Here is a 16,735-nt window from a genome sequence, read left to right as displayed (position 1 = left end):
ATCGGATAAGCCCGCTTCATGACACAATCTTCCTCTTCCCCGCCGGGCGACCGGATTGCCAAGGTACTGGCCCGCGCCGGCGTTGCTTCGCGTCGCGAAGCAGAGCGTATGATCGAAGCAGGTCGTGTCAGCGTGAATGGCACCAAAATTGACCGTGCCGCCCTGAACGTAACGGAATCGGACAAAATCACCGTTGATGGCAAACCACTGAATGCCCCTGAACCGGCGCGCCTTTGGCTTTATCACAAACCTGCAGGTCTGGTCACAACCACGCGTGACGAACAGGGCCGCCCCACGATTTATGATGATCTGCCCGAAGACCTGCCCCGCGTGATGAGCGTCGGGCGGCTTGATCTCAATTCAGAAGGGTTGCTGTTGCTGACCAATGACGGCGCGGTCAAACGGCAACTGGAACTGCCCAGCACCGGCTGGCTGCGCAAATATCGCGTGCGGGTCAACGGGCGGCCAACCGATGACACGCTGGAACCGCTGCGCAAGGGTTTGAATGTGGCCGGGGACAGGTTTCTGCCGATGACTGTCACGATCGACCGCCAGCAAGGCGCGAACGCATGGCTGACTGTCGGACTGCGCGAAGGCAAGAACCGCGAAATCCGGCGCGCTATGGAAGATGTCGGATTAAGCGTGAACCGGTTGATCCGCATATCTTATGGTCCGTTCCAGTTGGGCCAACTGAAACCCGGTGCCGTGGAAGAACTGCGCCGCCGTGTGGTGCGCGACCAGTTGGGGCTGGATCACGCGGATGACAGCGGCAATGCGCAGAAAAAACCGAAGGCCGTGCGTCACAGTTCCACTAGGCGCGCCACCGGTAAACCCGAAACGGAAGGGGCAAGCACCCGAACCGGTGCACCGCAAAAAAACAGACCGCGCAAGACGCGATAAGACCAGCCGGGCCACAAAACGCCCGTTTGAATGGCATAATCCAACACCATTGCGCGCGTTATCCCGCTTTTGCCAATCTATACCGGTACTTCCCCCTAGAAAGCGCGGGCCGCTTGGCTTACTTCTATCTTTGCAGATCAGATGAGGCGCAACATGTCAGGGGCTGGCATCCGCAAAATCACATATGCAGCACTGCTTGTGCTGCTTTTTGGCGTTTCCACCGGCTGGCTCGGGGGGTTGTGATCCATGGCTAAACGGTTTGGTGGCAAGTACAGCCCCGACGCTGCAGAACCAGACCAGCCGTTGCCACGCAGCCAGTTTGATGGCGCAAGGGTCGATCCGGCGGGCGCGCGCTCGAACCTGTTGTTTCTACCGGGCGTGTTGCTGGTTTTTCTGTCACTGAATGACGGCGCAATCGGATTATCAATCGCTCTGATCGCGGCTGCGGTGCTGACGCTGGCCGCGTGGCTGTTGCGCGAAGGCCTGCGCGCGCAGGCGGCCTATGACGCCCGCAAAGTGGCACGCCGCCCTGCATTTCCGCGCAAGATGGCGGCAAGCGTCCTTACCGGGATCGGCGTCACGCTGGCCGCTTACAAGGGCGAACACAGCCTGCCCGATCCCAGTCTGATTGCACCGTTTCTTTATGGCATCGCCGCACTGGTTCTTCATTCCGTCAGTTTCGGGTTCGATCCCCTTAAGAACAAGGGCATGGAAGGGGTCGACACCTTTCAGCAGGACCGCGTCGCACGCGTTGTCGACGAAGCCGAAAAACATCTGCGCGCCATGTCCGATGCGATTGTGCGCGCAGGCGACCGCAAGATCGAGGCGCGCGTCGAAACGTTTCAGAAAACCGCACGCGATCTGATCCGCACGGTCGAGGAAGACCCCCGTGATCTGACCGCAGCGCGCAAATACTTGGTGGTGTATCTTCAGGGTGCGCGCGATGCGACCATCAAGTTTGCCGATGTCTACAGTCGCACCCGCGATCCCAAGGCGCGCGCGGATTATGTTGCCCTGCTGGATGATCTGGATCAGAATTTTGCCGCCCGCACCCGAAAATCGCTGCTGGACGACCGCAGCGACATGACTGTTGAAATCGAGGTCCTTCGGGATCGTCTGAAACGCGAAGGCGTGCGCGTGAAATAGCGCCCGCCGTTTTACCAAAGGAAGTGTCCCATGTCCGATACCGTCCGTCAAAAGGCCCAAAGCGCCGCCGAGCTTGTCGAGGAAGTGACCGCCGTTGTCCTGCCCGAGCCCAGTCAGGAAATCGTTCCGCTGGCCAAAGCCGATGCACCGGTCAGCGCCGAAATCCGCAAACGGATGGACGAAATCGATATGGAAGACACCAATTCGATCGTGTCCTTCGGATCAGGCGCACAGGCAGAATTGCAGGAAATCAGCCAATCCATGCTGGCGGACGTACGCAACAAGGATGTCGGCCCTGCTGGCGACAGCCTGCGCGATATCGTCACGACGATCCGGGGCTTTTCGGTCAGCGAACTGGATGTGCGCCGCGACCGGTCCTGGTGGGAAAAACTGCTGGGCCGCGCTGCCCCTTTTGCAAAGTTCACCGCGAAATTCGAAGAGGTACAGGGCCAGATCGACAGGGTCACCGACGATCTTCTGGGGCACGAACACAAGCTGCTGAAGGATATCAAATCGCTGGATATCCTTTATGATAAGACCCTTCAGTTTTACGACGAACTGGCGCTGTACATTGCCGCCGGAACCGAAAAACTGGAAGAACTGGATGGCACGCTGATCCCGCTCAAGGCATCCGAGGTGGAAAAGACACCCGAGGCCGATCAGGTGATGGCCGCGCAGGAATTGCGCGATCTGCGATCGGCGCGCGACGATCTGGAACGGCGCGTTCATGATCTGAAACTGACCCGGCAGGTGACGATGCAATCGCTGCCATCAATCCGGCTTGTTCAGGAAAACGACAAGTCGCTGGTCACGAAAATCAACTCCACTCTGGTCAACACTGTGCCGCTTTGGGAAACGCAACTGGCGCAGGCCGTTACAATCCAGCGCAGCGCCGAAGCGGCCACAGCCGTACGCGACGCAAATGATCTGACCAATGAATTGCTGACCGCCAATGCCAAGAACCTGCGCGACAGCAACAAGATCATCCGGCAGGAAATGGAACGCGGCGTTTTCGATATCGAGGCTGTGAAAAAGGCCAATGCGGATCTGGTGGGCACGATCAATGAAAGCCTTGCGATTGCCGACGAAGGCAAGGCCAGACGCGCGGCCGCCGAAATCGAACTGCAAAAAATGGAAGCCGAGTTGCGCGACACTCTGGCCTCGGCCAAGGCGCGGCGCGACGGTTTGGGTGATACCGCCGGAACTGCGGTACCGGGTTAAACGGCCAGTGGATGTGAGCGCAAGAATTCCCGGATTTTCGCGGGTTTTGCGAACCGGCGCCATCATGGTGGCGCTGGTGGCGATGTCGTCTTGTGATCTTGCACAATTGCCGGCACCAACGGCGCCCCCGCCGCGCCCGTCGGCCCCCACCGATACCGGCGTGGCGCGCGGTCCGTCGGACGAAAGCCTTGCGTTGACGCGGTATTATGCCCGTGTGCAGAACGACATGCTGGTGCGCGGATTGTTGCGCCAGGATGGCGGAGGGCCGGACACGCCGTTCAGCGCGGACGATCTGGCCCGGAATTTCGAGCGTATCGCGTTTTATGACGAATATGTGCGCGGGGCCGGCCTTAGCCGCGGGGGCGGCGCGCAAAGTGCGCTGCGCCGTTGGGGCGGGCCGGTGCGTATGCAGGCCGTTTTTGGCAAATCCGTTTCAAAAGACCGCCAGGACCGCGATGTGGCCGAAGTGCAGAACTATGCCGCGCGGCTGGCACGGATCACCGGCCATCCGATTTTCTATTCGTCAAACAACGCCAATTTTTTCGTGTTCTTTCTGAACGAAGACGACAGGCCCGATGCGCTGGACCAGATCCGAGATATCGTGCCCGGAATATCCGAGGAGTCGGTGGACATCTTCCGCGACATCCCGCGTTCGATCCATTGTCTGGTCGCCGCCTTTTCCGAAAGCGGCAATGACCAGAATTATACCACGGCCATCGCGCTGGTGCGCGATGAACACCCCGATCTGCTGCGCCGCTCGTGCATCCACGAGGAACTGGCCCAGGGGCTGGGGCTGGCCAATGACAGCCCGCAGGCACGGCCATCGATCTTCAATGATGACGACGAATTCGCCCTGCTGACAAGCCAGGACGAATTGCTGCTGAAAATGCTATATGATCCCCGCCTGAGCCAGGGCATGAGCGCAAAGGAGGCCGCGCCTGTTGTCCGCGTGATCGCGGGCGAATTGCTGGGTGATAACTGACACGAAACCGCGACGAACACAGACACATAAAGAGGACCGCACGCCATGGGCATTTTCGACTTTCTGACCGGAGAATTCATCGACGTTATCCACTGGGTCGACGACACCCGCGATACGATGGTGTGGCGTTTCGAACGCGAAGGCCACGAAATCAAATACGGGGCCAAGCTGACGGTGCGCGAAGGTCAGGCGGCCGTGTTCGTGCACGAAGGCCAGCTGGCGGATGTGTTCACGCCCGGGCTTTATATGCTTGAAACCAACAACATGCCGATCCTGACCACGCTGAACCACTGGGATCACGGCTTCAAATCCCCGTTCAAATCCGAAATCTATTTCGTGAGCACGACACGGTTCAACAATCTGAAATGGGGCACCAAGAATCCGATCATCTGCCGCGATCCCGAATTCGGCCCCGTGCGCCTGCGCGCCTTTGGCACCTATTCTGTGCGGGTCACCGATCCGGCCCGTTTTCTGGTTGAAATCGTCGGCACCGACGGCGAATTCACTATGGATGAAATCAGCTTTCAGATCCGCAACATCATCGTTCAGGAGTTTTCGCGGGTGATCGCGTCCTCGGGCATTCCGGTGCTTGATATGGCCGCCAACACCGCCGATCTGGGCAAACTGGTCGCGGCCGAAATTGCGCCACCCGTCGCCGCATACGGCCTGTCGATCCCGGAGCTTTACATTGAAAACATCTCGTTGCCGCCAGCTGTCGAAGACGCGCTGGACAAGCGGACCTCGATGGGGCTGGCGAGTGATCTGGGCCGTTTCACCCAGTATTCGGCCGCCGAAGCCATGACCAATGCCGCCAAGACACCGGGCGGCGGGGATGGTCTTTCTGCCGGGCTGGGCGCGGGAATGGGCATGGCGATGGGCGCGCAGATGGCGCAGCAAACCGGCCCCTGGGGCCCGGTTGCGGCCCCGCCCCCGCCGCCCGCGGAACATGTCTGGCACATTGCCGAAAACGGCCAGACAAAAGGCCCCTTTTCCAAGGCGTCGATGGGGCGCATGGCAACGGACGGCACGCTGACCCGCGACAGCCTTGTGTGGACCGCGGGGCAGGACGGCTGGATGCGGGCGGAAGACGTGCGCGAACTGGCCCAGTTGTTCACTATCCTGCCGCCGCCGCCACCACAGATCTGACCGGTTCTTTTTGCTGAAAATACGGAAATCCGAACGTCTGCATCATGCCTGACCCCCGCGACAGCAGCGCCCAACCCAGCGAAGCGTCCCACAGGTTTCCTTGCGAAAACTGCGGCGCGGATTACCGGTATGCGCCGGGCACAGACACGCTGATCTGTGATTTCTGCGGTGATACGCGTACCATCGCGCAATCCGGCGCAATTGCACCGGCCATTCGCGAACTGGATTTTCGCGCCGCACTTGATCAGAACCTGCCCGATGTCGAGATCGAGGAAACCCGCGTCAGCCAATGCCCGAACTGCGCCGCACAGGTCGAATTCCGCGAAGATGAACACGCAACGGAATGCCCGTTCTGCGCCACGCCGGTGGTCAGCGGCACCGGGCTGAACCGGCATATCAAACCGCGCGGTGTGCTGCCGTTCGGGTTTGACGAAACCATCGCGCGCAAATCCATGACAGACTGGCTGGGGCGGCTGTGGTTCGCGCCGGGCGGATTGCAGCAATACGCGCGCAAGGGGCGGCGGATGCAAGGTATTTACGTGCCCTACTGGACGTTTGATGCCGATACCCGATCCTCTTATCGCGGGGAACAGGGGACCGTCTATTATGTGACGCGTACGGTCGTGCGCGATGGCCGCCGCGTGCAACAACAGGTGGCCAAAGTGCGCTGGCGGCCCAAATCGGGCCGGGTTGCGCGGTTTTTCGACGACGTTCTAGTGCTGGCCTCAACCAGCCTGCCGAAAACCTTTACCGACGCGCTGGAACCCTGGGATCTCAGCGCGCTGGAACCTTATCGCCCTGAATTTCTGGCCGGGTTTCGCGCCGAGGCCTATTCCGTTGAACTGGCCGACGGCTTTGAGCAGGCGCGCACCTATATGGACGCGATCATCGCGCGCGATGTCAAATTCGATATCGGCGGCGATCGACAGCGCATCCACGCCATCGAAACCGCAGTGCGCGATGTCACGTTCAAGCATATTCTGCTGCCGGTCTGGCTTGCCGCTTACAAGTACCGTGGCAAGACCTACAGGTTTGTCGTGAACGGGCGCACCGGACGGGTGCAGGGCGAACGGCCCTATTCGGCGATCAAGATCGCATTTGCGGTGGTTGTCGGCGCGGTTGTGGCGGGTGCGATCGGTTATCTGATGGCGCAAAACCAGTAAGAAATGGCGGCAGACGGATCACCGCCCGCCGCCCGATTTGGGTTTTACCCGCGCGAAATTTCAATGCGTTTGGCCTTTGGTGCATCGCCGGCCACCGATTTTTTTGCCGTGATCGTCAGAACACCGTCTTTCATTTCTGCCGTCACCGCCTTTTCATCGGCATCCGCCGGAAGCCGGAACGAGCGCCGGAAGGCACCGTATTGGCGTTCACTGAAAAACCATGTGTCGCCACTTTTTTCCGTGCTGGTCTTTTTTTCGCCGCGCACGGTGACAACTCCGTCTTCAACGCTCAGGTCCACGTCTTTTTCATCAACGCCGGGCAATTCCATATTGATGGTATAGGCGGCATCCCCTGCCGATGCTTCGGCGGCCGGGCTAAGCCAGTCTGCCACCCGCGATCCCAGCGCGCGGAAGGGATCGTAAAGCGAGGGCCACAAACCGGCATGTTCCGTTTTCTCAACCATGAACTGTTCTCCTTTTCCTGATTGCGGGCCAAGCATATCGCGAGTCGCATGTGTTGATTTTGATCAGGCGCAAATCGGCGTTCGGGACCGGCTTGCAAGCCCGCGTGTGGCAGGACAGAGTGGCACGACTTTATTGCCAGGAAACGTGAAATGCCCGATCCTTATGAAACGCTGCTGTCGGTCTTGCAGGCCCGCTGGTCCTGCCGGGCGTTTTTGCCCGATCCCGTGGACGGCGCGGACATTTCCCGCATTGTTGAGGCTGCGCGCCATGTTCCGTCATGGTGCAATGCGCAACCCTGGCAACTGGAAATCACCCGCGGCGCAGAAACCGACAGGTTCCGCGCCGCACTTTACGCGCACGCAGAGCATAACCCGCCCGCACCGGATCTGGATTGGCCAACGCAATATTCGGGCCGGTACAAGGATCGCCGGCGGGCCTGCGGCTATCAGCTTTATGATGCGGTCGGGGTCGAAAAATCGGACAGGGCGGGAACGGCGCGGCAAATGATGCAGAATTACGCCCTGTTCGATGCGCCACATGTGGCGATCCTGCACAGCCCGTCCGAACTGGGTGCTTATGGCGCCATGGATTGCGGCGGCTTTGTCACTGCGTTCACACTGGCGGCGCAATCGCTGGGCATCGCCACAATTCCGCAGGCCGCCGTTGCTGCGTTTGGCGGGTTTCTGCATGATTATTTTGATATTGCCGATGACCGGCTTGTGCTGTGCGCGATTTCGTTCGGCTATCCGGACAGCGGGCATCCCGCCAACACATTCCGCACGGAGCGCGCGGATGTCACCGACATCGTGCGCTGGCACGGATGATCAAGCCCGTGCCATCCGCCCGAACCGCAACCCGAAAGGATGTTTTGTGCGTGCATTGATACAAAGGGTCAGCCAAGCCCGCGTAGAGGTTGATGGCACCATCATCGGCCAGATCAAACACGGGCTTCTGGTGCTGGTCTGTGCCATGCAGGGCGATACCGAAGAAAGCGGCGCCAGGCTTGCCTTGAAAATCAGCAAGTTGCGGATTTTTCGCGATGATGCCGGAAAGATGAACAAATCCCTGTCGGACGTGGGCGGGTCGGCATTGATCGTCAGCCAGTTCACACTGGCCGCGGACACTTCCCGCGGCAACCGGCCCGGATTTTCGTCCGCGGCACCGCCTGAAACGGGACAGGCGCTCTATGAAAAATTCAGTGATCAGATGGCGGAGTTGGGCATACCTGTCGCCACTGGCGCGTTCGGTGCGGACATGGCCGTCACGTTAACCAATGACGGGCCGGTCACGTTGTGGTTGGAGGTTTAGGTGGCACATTCGGGAAGCGGCGCAAATGACGGGCCTGAAACACCTATGAAACCCCATGGCGCGCGCGCCACTGTCCGGGCTGTCTGGCAGGCCGGCGTCGATGCGGTGGGGGGCGAACAGGCGGTGGCGGCAGCTTTGCGCACCTGCCCGGCGCCTGCGCCCGACCAGATCATCGCCGTGGGCAAGGCCGCAGGTGCCATGGCGCGCGCGGCCATTGATCATTTCCAAACCGGCTGTCCAACGTTGGTGGTCACGAAATACGGACACGCAGCGGACCTGCCGGATCACGTCACCCTGATCGAAGCGGGACATCCGGTGCCGGACCGGAATTCGATACTGGGCGGCCAGGCGCTGAAAGATACGGTCGGCGCCATGGCCCCGGACAGCCATCTTATGGTTCTGGTGTCGGGTGGTGCATCAGCCCTGGCCGAATTGCCGCGCGACGGATTGGACCTTGACGATCTGGCACGCGCGAACCGCGAAATGCTGGCCGCCGGCCTTGATATTCATGCGATGAACCAGCGGCGCAAAACGCTGTCGCAGATCAAGGGCGGGCAATTGTTGGCCGGGTTTTCGGGACGGTCCGTGACGGTTCTGGCCATTTCGGATGTGCAGGGCGATGATATTGGGGTGATCGGGTCCGGTATCGGGGCAGTTCCGCAAGGCGCGCCCTTTGCCGCAGACATGACCGTTGTGGCCAGCAACCGTGTTGCGCGCGATGCCGCGATGCATAAGGCTGCAGCACTGGGCCTGCCGAGCGTGGAAAACAGCGAAATACTATATGGCGATGTCAACGATATCGCAGCAGCGCTGGCCCCGCGCCTGATCGCATCTGCCAAAGGGATATCCGTTTTCGGCGGCGAACCGACGGTTGTGCTGCCCGACCCCGCAGGGCAAGGCGGGCGCAATCAGGCGCTGGCCCTGTTGCTGGCACGCGAGATTCAGGGGATCGAGGGGCTGACGATCCTAGTGGGCGGAACTGACGGAACTGATGGCCCGACCGATGCAGCCGGCGCAGTTATCGACGGCGCGACATGGGGGCCGGGCGCGGATGAGGCGCTGGAACGCGCCGACAGCGGAACCTGGCTGGACCGGCGCGGCGCACTGGTGCGCACCGGCCCGACAGGCACCAACGTGATGGACCTGCTGGTCGCGTTGCGGGCTTGACAGAATCTGTACGGCACACAACCGTCTGCGGATGACCAGAACACCCCCTGCCCCCGCCCCGAACGCGCTGCGCGACATCGAAGAGCTGCCAGATCTTGGTATTACCCTGTCTGACGGCACGCGCCTGTCCGCCCGCGTCTGGCGGCCTGTGGATGCCGGTGACCATCCGGTGCCTGCCATTCTGGAATACCTGCCCTATCGCAAGCGCGATGGTACCTGCGCGCGGGATGCCCTGACGCATCCCTATTTCGCGCGGCGCGGTTATGCCTGCATCCGCGTGGATATTCGCGGCAACGGTGACAGCCAGGGCCTGATGGAAGATGAATATTCCCCGCAGGAACTGGCCGATGGTGTCGAAGTAATCAACTGGCTGGCTGCGCAGGACTGGTGCAGCGGCAGCGTCGGGATCATGGGGATCAGCTGGGGCGGCTTTAACGGATTGCAGATCGGCGCGCTGGCCCCCGATCCGCTGAAGGCGATCATCACGCTATGTTCCACGGCAGATCGTTACGCGGACGACATCCATTACAAGGGCGGCTGTCTGTTGAATGAAAATCTGGGCTGGGGGGCAACGATGTGGTCCTATTCCAGCCGCGCGCCCGATCCGGCGCTGGTGGGTGATGCCTGGCGCGAGATGTGGCTGGAGCGGCTGGAAAACGAACCGTTTCTGCCATCGGTCTGGCTGCGCCACCAACGGCGCGATGCCTATTGGCAGCACGGGTCCGTGTGCGAGGATTTCAGCGCGATCAAGGCGGCGACGCTGGCCATTGGCGGCTGGGGCGACAGTTACAAGAACACGGTGCCGTTGCTGGTCGAAAACATGACTGCGCCGATCAAGGGCATTGTCGGGCCGTGGGTACACAAATATCCGCATTTCGCCGTTCCCGAACCGCGCATCGGCTTCCTGCAAGAGGCGCTGCGCTGGTGGGATAAATGGCTTAAGGGCATCGACACCGACGTGCAGAACGATCCTGATTACCGCGCCTATCTGATGGACGGGGTGCGCCCGAAAACATGGTATGATCATCGCCCCGGACACTGGATTGCAGAAGACAAGGGTGCAACATCGCATCTGAATACGGCTGCCTATCACCTGACGGATACCGGGCTGTCCCAAAGCGAAGGCCCATTGAATGCCGTTGTGGCCTCACCGCATCATTGCGGCGGATCGGCGGGGGAATACTGTGCGATCTGGCTGGGGCCCGAACTGCCTGGGGATCAACGCGCGGACGATGCGCTGTCGGCGTGTTTCACCTCCGCCCCGCTTGGCGCGGATCAGGACATTGTCGGTGCGCCGCGCGTTCACCTGACGTTAAATGCGGACAGGCCGCAGGCACAGATCGCGGTCCGCCTGAACCACATCCATCCTGACGGGGCCAGCACCCGCATCACCTATGGTGTGCTGAACCTGAGCCATCGCGAAAGCCATGCACAACCGACCGCGTTGAAACCGGGCACGCCCTACACCATCGCACTCGATCTGGATCATATCGCCTATCGCGTGCCGGCCGGGCATCGCATCCGCGTGGCGGTGTCGTCGGCCTATTGGCCGCTGATCTGGCCATCGCCGCAAACCGCCACCTTAACGCTGTCCAAGGGGCACATCGATCTGCCGTTGCGCCCGTCCGGTGACAAGGATGAATGGGGGTTTCCCCCTGCAGATGCGGATGCCCCGTGGCAATACCGGACCCTGCGCGATGAAAGCCACATCCGGCGCAGCGAAATCGATCACCAGACCGGAGAAGTGCATCTTGTGGTAGAAGATGACTTTGGCAAGGTCGAAGATGCCGAGCATGGCATGATCGCCGGATCGATCGCGCGCGAACGCTGGACGATTCACCCCGGTGATCCGCTTTCGGCCCGCGCCAGCCTGCACTGGAGCGATGAAATGGAGCGCGGCGACATAAAATTGCGCACCGAAACCTATTCTGAAATGTGGTCCGATGAATCGAATTTTTACCTTACCGCGCGTCTGATTGCCTTTGAGGGCAACGAAAAAATCTATGAACGCGATATCGAAGACCAGATTCCACGCGATCAAATGTAGTTTAGGCTGTATCGAAACCTGCCAATAAACCTTGCGGGATGCGACAAAATCGGCAAACTTGATTCATCACTCAATAAAAACCGCCAAAAACGGCGGACCTATCAACCGGGAGTACTCCATGAACGACGAACTAAAGTATCTATCCACGCGCGCCGTAAAGGGCCTCATGTCACGCCGTGAATTTATGGGCAAAGCAGCCGCAATGGGTGTAAGCGCCGTTGCAGCAAGCACCATGTTTGCAAATGCCGTCAAAGCGGCCGGACCTGTCAAAGGCGGAACATTCCGCATCGGTGTGCAGGGCGGCGAATCCACCAACAGCCAGGATCCGGCACTTTGGGCATCCGATGTGCCAATCGCCGGCGGCAACCACTGGGGCGAGACTCTGGTCGAGGTTGGACCGGATGGCGAAATCGAAAATCTGGTCGCCGAAAGCTTTGAAGGATCCGCGGACGCTAAAACGTGGCGCTTCAAGGTGCGTCAGGGCATCGAATTCTCGAACGGGAAATCCGTTACCGCCGAAGACGTCATGCGCACGATGGAGCGCCATACAAACGAAGATTCCAAATCCGGTGCGCTGGGTATCGTACAGGGCATCGAATCCATGCGCGTTGACGGCGATGTGTTCGAACTGACACTGGGTGTCGGCAACGCCGACATGCCGTACCTGATGGCCGACTATCACCTGAAAATCCAGCCCGATGGCGGATTTGACGATCCGACAGCGGCAATTGGTACTGGCCCCTACAATCTGGAAACCGACGAGCCCGGCGTGCGCATGACATTCTCGCGCAATCCGAATTATTGGGGTGGCGATGCGGTTGCGCACTATGAAGCCGCCGAAGTGATCGTTCTGAACGATGCAACGGCCCGCACCGCGGCGCTGCAATCGGGTCAGGTGGATGCGATCAACCGTGTAGAACCAAAGATTGCCAAACTGCTGGATCGCGCGCCCAATCTGGCGGTGCGCAACGTTTCCGGCCGCGGCCACTATGTGTTCATCATGCATGTCGACACGGCCCCGTTTGATGAAAACGAACTGCGCCTTGCATTGAAACACGCGATCAACCGTCAGGAACTGGTCGACAAGATCCTGCAGGGCTATGGCGGCATCGGGAACGATATGCCGATCAACGCAGCCTATCCGCTGTTTGACGAAACCATTCCGCAGCGTGCATTCGATCTGGCGAAAGCGGCCGAGCACTACAAGAAATCGGGCCATGACGGATCGCCGATCATCCTGCGCACCGCAGATGGCGCGTTTCCGGGCGCTGTGGATGCCGCGGCGTTGTTCCAGCAATCTGCACAAGCCGCAGGAATTCCGCTGGAAATCAAGCGCGAACCCAATGATGGGTACTGGTCCGAAGTGTGGAACGTGCAACCGTTCTGTGCGTCTTACTGGGGCGGACGCCCTGTACAGGACCAGATGTACACGACGGCCTATCTGTCGACCGCAGACTGGAATGACACGCGCTGGAAACGGCCCGATTTCGACGAGATGCTGCTTTCCGCACGCGCCGAGTTGGACAAGGCCAAGCGCAAGGAAATCTATTCCAAAATGGGCCGCATGATGAACGAAGAAGGCGGTTTGATCCTGCCGATGTTCAACGACTTCATCGACGCGGTGTCCAACGACGTTCAGGGCTGGGAACCCGATCCCAACGGCCCGATGATGAACTGGTACGGGTGCAAGAAGACCTGGAAAGCATAAGGGCTTCGATAGATGCATCCCATCTTGAAACTGGTAGCTCAGCGCCTTGCGCTGAGCGTCCTCCTATTACTTGCCGCATCGGTTCTGATATTTGCCGGAACAACCATTCTACCCGGCGATGTGGCGCAACAAATCCTTGGTCAGTCGGCAACCCCTGAGAGCCTTGCCAACCTGCGCGAAGAACTGGGCCTGAACGACCCGCCATTGACCCGTTATTTTGCTTGGCTGGGCGGGGTGTTGCAGGGCGATCTGGGAACGGCCCTGACCAATGGTCTTGATATCGCCACCGCCATGGGTGAACGGCTGAGCAAGACATTGTTTCTGGCATTCTGGGCCGCCATTATCGCGGTGCCACTGGCGATTTTGCTGGGCCTGATCGCGGTCCGCTACAAGGACCGCTGGCCAGACAAGTTGATTTCCAGCATTACGCTGACATCCATTTCCATACCCGAATTCATGATCGGCTATATCCTAGCCTTTTTTATCGGCGTGAAACTGGGCTGGGCGCCGTCTGTCGCGCTGATATCGGACAGTATGGGCCTGCTTGAAAAACTTCATGCCATTTCCCTGCCCATTGCCACGCTGACGCTGGTGGTGCTGGCACACATGATGCGCATGACCCGCGCCGCCATCCTGAACGTGATGCAGTCGGCCTATATCGAAACCGCCGAACTCAAAGGTCTGTCGGCCTTTGAAGTGATCCGCCGCCATGCGTTTCCCAATGCTGTCGCCCCCATTGTCAACGTGGTGATGATCAACCTTGCCTATCTGGTTGTCGGCGTTGTCGTGGTCGAGGTGGTGTTCGCCTATCCAGGCATGGGGCAGTATCTGGTGGATCACGTTTCCAAACGCGACGTGCCTGTTGTGCAGGCCGGCGGGTTGATCTTTGCCGCGGTCTATATCGGGCTGAACATGATTGCCGATATCGTTTCGATCCTTGCCAATCCACGTCTGAGGCATCCGAAATGAAGAATATACCTCTTGCCGCTATCATCGGTCTGTTTTTCACCGGTCTTTACTTCCTCATGGCGATTTTCGCGCCGCTGATCGCGCCCTATGGCCTTGCCGAAGTTGTCGGCGATGTCTGGGAGCCGTCTTCGGCCGAACATTTGCTGGGCACCGACCAGATCGGCCGCGATCTGCTAAGCCGTATGATCTATGGCGGGCGCACAACCATCTGGATCGCCACGATGGCCACTATCCTTAGCTTTGTCACAGGATCGGTACTGGGCTTTATCGCGGCGGTGAACGGCGGCTGGATCGATCAGGTGCTGTCGCGCTTTGTCGATCTGATCATGTCCATTCCGTCGCTGATCTTTGCCCTTGTGGTGCTGTCGGTCATCGACACCACCGTGCTGGTACTGATCCTGATCATGGGGCTTCTGGATTCCACTCGGGTGTTCCGGCTGGCGCGCGCTGTCGCCGTGGATATCACCGTTATGGATTATGTCGAGGCCGCGCGCCTGCGTGGCGAAAAACTGATGTGGATCATCTTTCGTGAAATCCTGCCCAATGCCCTGTCACCGCTGGTGGCGGAAATGGGGCTGCGGTTCATCTTTATGGTACTGTTCATCTCGACACTGTCGTTCTTGGGCATCGGGGTGCAACCCCCTGCGGCCGATTGGGGCGGTATCGTGAAAGAGAACAAGGAAGGGATCAACTTTGGCATTGGCGCGGCGCTTTATCCTGCGGTTGCGATTGCCACGCTGGCCATCTCGGTCAACCTTGTGGCCGACTGGATTCTGAACCGGACCACCAGCCTGAAAGGGGGCCGCGGATGACCGAGCCACTCGTAAAAGTCCGAGGCCTGAAAATCGGCGCCACGATCTATCCCCCAGGGGAAAAACCGCGGGACATCGAAATCGTGCATGGCGTCGATTTCGATCTGGAAGCGGGCAAGGTTCTGGGGCTAATCGGCGAATCCGGTGCCGGCAAATCCACCATCGGTCTGGCCACGATGGCCTATGGGCGGGGTGGTGTGGAAATCACCGGTGGCGAAGTGTTCGTGAACGGGCGCGATATCCTGAAATCCGGCATTCGCGATGTGCGCAAACTGCGCGGGTCGGAAGTGACCTATGTTTCGCAATCTGCCGCCGCGTCGTTCAATCCGGCCAAGCAGATCATGGAACAGGTCACAGAGGCCGCGATCAGTCAGGGCAAGTTCGGCAAGAAAGAAGCCGAGGAACGCGCTGTCGAACTGTTTCGCAAGCTGGGTCTGCCGGATCCCGAACACATCGGCAACCGCTATCCGCATCAGGTTTCCGGCGGGCAGTTGCAGCGCTGCATGACAGCGCTGGCGCTGTGCCCCGAACCCGATCTGGTGGTGTTTGACGAACCCACCACCGCGCTGGATGTGACCACCCAGATCGACGTTCTGAAAGCCATCAAAGAGGCGATCAAGGACACCGGCGTTGCCGCGCTGTACATCACCCACGATCTGGCCGTCGTGGCGCAGGTCAGCGACCATATCATGGTGCTGCAAATGGGCGATATGGTGGAATACGGCACCACCGACCAGATCATCAACGCGCCGAAAGAAGACTATACCAAAGCGCTGGTATCGGTGCGTTCGATCGAACACGAGGAAAAGAAACCCAGTGGCGATCCGGTGTTGAGCGTGACCGGGATCACCGCGCGCTATCGCGGAACGCCCTTTGATGTTCTGCACAACGTCACGGTTGATCTTGATCCCGGCCAGACCCTGGCCGTTGTCGGCGAAAGCGGATCGGGCAAATCCACCCTTGCCCGTGTGATCACCGGCCTGCTGCCGCCCCGCGAAGGCACCATTGAGTTTTCCGGCCGAACGCTAAGCCCTGATCTGCGCAGTCGCACCAAGGAAGACCTGCGCGAATTGCAGATGATCTATCAGATGGCGGACACGGCGATGAACCCGCGCCAGACGGTCGGAACGATCATCGGGCGTCCGCTGGAGTTCTACTTTGGGCTGAAAGGCGCGGAAAAGCAGAAGCGCATACAGGAATTGCTGGACGAAATTGAACTGGGGCAAGGATTTCAGGATCGCTATCCCGCAGAATTGTCCGGCGGGCAAAAGCAACGGGTGTGCATCGCGCGCGCGCTGGCGGCCAAACCCAAACTGATCATCTGTGACGAGGTGACATCGGCGCTGGATCCGCTGGTGGCGGACGGCATTCTGAAATTGCTGCTGAACCTGCAAAAGATCGAAGATGTGGCCTATCTGTTCATCACCCATGATCTGGCCACTGTCCGCGCCATCGCGGATTCGATTGCCGTGATGTATCAAGGGCATGTGCAGCGCTACGGAACCAAATCCAAGGTGCTGTCACCGCCGTTTGACGATTACACTGATCTTTTGCTCACATCGGTCCCCGAAATGAAACTGGGCTGGCTGGAAGAAGTGATCGAACATCGCAAGATGGAAAGCGCGGGAAACTAGGGGTTACAGGGCGGGCGATCCCGCCCGCCTTTTTACATTGGCAAGCTTGTAAAGATGCGGCAGGGTC

15 protein-coding genes are annotated in these 16,735 nt (G+C 59.6%); 14 read left to right on the top strand and 1 reads right to left on the bottom strand.

What is annotated here, in order from left to right; genetic code table 11:
• Nucleotides 1-18: 18 nt before the first annotated feature.
• The 6 genes from C1J05_RS04755 (at nucleotide 19) to C1J05_RS04730 (ending at nucleotide 6,558) form a co-directional block, all read left to right on the top strand.
• Complete coding sequence (locus C1J05_RS04755; RefSeq protein ID WP_114869252.1) at nucleotides 19-900, top strand: pseudouridine synthase; 882 nt, start codon at nucleotides 19-21, stop codon at nucleotides 898-900.
• Nucleotides 901-1,146: 246 nt separating this feature from the next.
• On the top strand, nucleotides 1,147-2,046 hold the full coding sequence (locus C1J05_RS04750) for a 5-bromo-4-chloroindolyl phosphate hydrolysis family protein (RefSeq protein ID WP_114869251.1): 900 nt from the start codon (nucleotides 1,147-1,149) through the stop codon (nucleotides 2,044-2,046).
• Nucleotides 2,047-2,076: 30 nt separating this feature from the next.
• Entirely contained in the window at nucleotides 2,077-3,267 is a 1,191-nt protein-coding gene (locus C1J05_RS04745) for a toxic anion resistance protein (RefSeq protein WP_114869250.1), read from the top strand.
• Nucleotides 3,268-3,280: 13 nt separating this feature from the next.
• Nucleotides 3,281-4,249 carry a DUF2927 domain-containing protein gene (locus C1J05_RS04740; protein ID WP_254684703.1) on the top strand — a complete coding sequence of 323 codons (969 nt, stop codon included), beginning with the start codon at nucleotides 3,281-3,283 and terminating at the stop codon, nucleotides 4,247-4,249.
• A gap of 45 nt (nucleotides 4,250-4,294) precedes the next feature.
• Nucleotides 4,295-5,395: an SPFH domain-containing protein gene (locus C1J05_RS04735; RefSeq protein ID WP_114869249.1), complete on the top strand. Its 1,101-nt coding sequence runs from the start codon at nucleotides 4,295-4,297 to the stop codon at nucleotides 5,393-5,395.
• Between the two features lie 44 nt (nucleotides 5,396-5,439).
• On the top strand, nucleotides 5,440-6,558 hold the full coding sequence (locus C1J05_RS04730; RefSeq protein WP_114869248.1) for a primosomal protein N' (replication factor Y) - superfamily II helicase: 1,119 nt from the start codon (nucleotides 5,440-5,442) through the stop codon (nucleotides 6,556-6,558).
• Nucleotides 6,559-6,602: 44 nt separating this feature from the next.
• On the opposite strand, the gene C1J05_RS04725 is transcribed toward C1J05_RS04730, so the two are convergent.
• Nucleotides 6,603-7,022, bottom strand: a complete 420-nt coding sequence (locus tag C1J05_RS04725) for an Hsp20/alpha crystallin family protein (RefSeq protein ID WP_114872112.1) — start codon at nucleotides 7,020-7,022, stop codon at nucleotides 6,603-6,605.
• A 150-nt stretch (nucleotides 7,023-7,172) separates the two neighbouring features.
• On the opposite strand from C1J05_RS04725, the gene C1J05_RS04720 reads away from it, so the two are divergent.
• The 8 genes from C1J05_RS04720 to C1J05_RS04685 all read left to right on the top strand — a co-directional run bounded on the left by C1J05_RS04720 (nucleotide 7,173) and on the right by C1J05_RS04685 (nucleotide 16,668).
• Nucleotides 7,173-7,847: a nitroreductase gene (locus C1J05_RS04720; RefSeq protein WP_114869247.1), complete on the top strand. Its 675-nt coding sequence runs from the start codon at nucleotides 7,173-7,175 to the stop codon at nucleotides 7,845-7,847.
• A 46-nt stretch (nucleotides 7,848-7,893) separates the two neighbouring features.
• Nucleotides 7,894-8,331: a D-aminoacyl-tRNA deacylase gene (gene dtd / locus C1J05_RS04715; protein WP_114872111.1), complete on the top strand. Its 438-nt coding sequence runs from the start codon at nucleotides 7,894-7,896 to the stop codon at nucleotides 8,329-8,331.
• Nucleotides 8,332-9,498: a glycerate kinase type-2 family protein gene (locus C1J05_RS04710; protein WP_254684702.1), complete on the top strand. Its 1,167-nt coding sequence runs from the start codon at nucleotides 8,332-8,334 to the stop codon at nucleotides 9,496-9,498. It begins immediately after the preceding gene.
• Nucleotides 9,499-9,529: 31 nt separating this feature from the next.
• Nucleotides 9,530-11,545: a CocE/NonD family hydrolase gene (locus tag C1J05_RS04705; RefSeq protein ID WP_114869245.1), complete on the top strand. Its 2,016-nt coding sequence runs from the start codon at nucleotides 9,530-9,532 to the stop codon at nucleotides 11,543-11,545.
• Nucleotides 11,546-11,663: 118 nt separating this feature from the next.
• A complete protein-coding gene (locus tag C1J05_RS04700) occupies nucleotides 11,664-13,253 on the top strand; it encodes an ABC transporter substrate-binding protein (RefSeq protein WP_114869244.1) in 1,590 nt (529 codons plus the stop codon).
• 12 nt (nucleotides 13,254-13,265) lie between these two features.
• Nucleotides 13,266-14,222 carry an ABC transporter permease gene (locus C1J05_RS04695; RefSeq protein ID WP_114869243.1) on the top strand — a complete coding sequence of 319 codons (957 nt, stop codon included), beginning with the start codon at nucleotides 13,266-13,268 and terminating at the stop codon, nucleotides 14,220-14,222.
• Nucleotides 14,219-15,034, top strand: a complete 816-nt coding sequence (locus tag C1J05_RS04690) for an ABC transporter permease (RefSeq protein ID WP_114869242.1) — start codon at nucleotides 14,219-14,221, stop codon at nucleotides 15,032-15,034. The genes C1J05_RS04695 and C1J05_RS04690 overlap by 4 nt, the downstream gene beginning before the upstream one ends.
• On the top strand, nucleotides 15,031-16,668 hold the full coding sequence (locus C1J05_RS04685; RefSeq protein WP_114869241.1) for an ABC transporter ATP-binding protein: 1,638 nt from the start codon (nucleotides 15,031-15,033) through the stop codon (nucleotides 16,666-16,668). Before C1J05_RS04690 ends, C1J05_RS04685 begins: the two co-directional genes overlap by 4 nt.
• Nucleotides 16,669-16,735: the final 67 nt, after the last annotated feature.

The sequence above is a fragment of the Sulfitobacter sp. JL08 genome (assembly GCF_003352045.1).
GTDB lineage: Bacteria > Pseudomonadota > Alphaproteobacteria > Rhodobacterales > Rhodobacteraceae > JL08.
This window is presented reverse-complemented; position numbering and strand designations above follow the sequence as displayed.

Excerpts from the sequence above, each read along its gene's own strand:
- C1J05_RS04755 (WP_114869252.1), top strand. The coding sequence starts at position 19 with ATGACACAATCTTCCTCTTCCCCGCCGGGCGACCGGATTGCCAAGGTA.
- C1J05_RS04750 (WP_114869251.1), top strand. The coding sequence starts at position 1,147 with ATGGCTAAACGGTTTGGTGGCAAGTACAGCCCCGACGCTGCAGAACCA.
- C1J05_RS04745 (WP_114869250.1), top strand. The coding sequence starts at position 2,077 with ATGTCCGATACCGTCCGTCAAAAGGCCCAAAGCGCCGCCGAGCTTGTC.
- C1J05_RS04735 (WP_114869249.1), top strand. The coding sequence starts at position 4,295 with ATGGGCATTTTCGACTTTCTGACCGGAGAATTCATCGACGTTATCCAC.
- C1J05_RS04730 (WP_114869248.1), top strand. The coding sequence starts at position 5,440 with ATGCCTGACCCCCGCGACAGCAGCGCCCAACCCAGCGAAGCGTCCCAC.
- C1J05_RS04725 (WP_114872112.1), bottom strand. The coding sequence starts at position 7,022 with ATGGTTGAGAAAACGGAACATGCCGGTTTGTGGCCCTCGCTTTACGAT.
- C1J05_RS04720 (WP_114869247.1), top strand. The coding sequence starts at position 7,173 with ATGCCCGATCCTTATGAAACGCTGCTGTCGGTCTTGCAGGCCCGCTGG.
- C1J05_RS04705 (WP_114869245.1), top strand. The coding sequence starts at position 9,530 with ATGACCAGAACACCCCCTGCCCCCGCCCCGAACGCGCTGCGCGACATC.
- C1J05_RS04700 (WP_114869244.1), top strand. The coding sequence starts at position 11,664 with ATGAACGACGAACTAAAGTATCTATCCACGCGCGCCGTAAAGGGCCTC.
- C1J05_RS04695 (WP_114869243.1), top strand. The coding sequence starts at position 13,266 with ATGCATCCCATCTTGAAACTGGTAGCTCAGCGCCTTGCGCTGAGCGTC.
- C1J05_RS04690 (WP_114869242.1), top strand. The coding sequence starts at position 14,219 with ATGAAGAATATACCTCTTGCCGCTATCATCGGTCTGTTTTTCACCGGT.
- C1J05_RS04685 (WP_114869241.1), top strand. The coding sequence starts at position 15,031 with ATGACCGAGCCACTCGTAAAAGTCCGAGGCCTGAAAATCGGCGCCACG.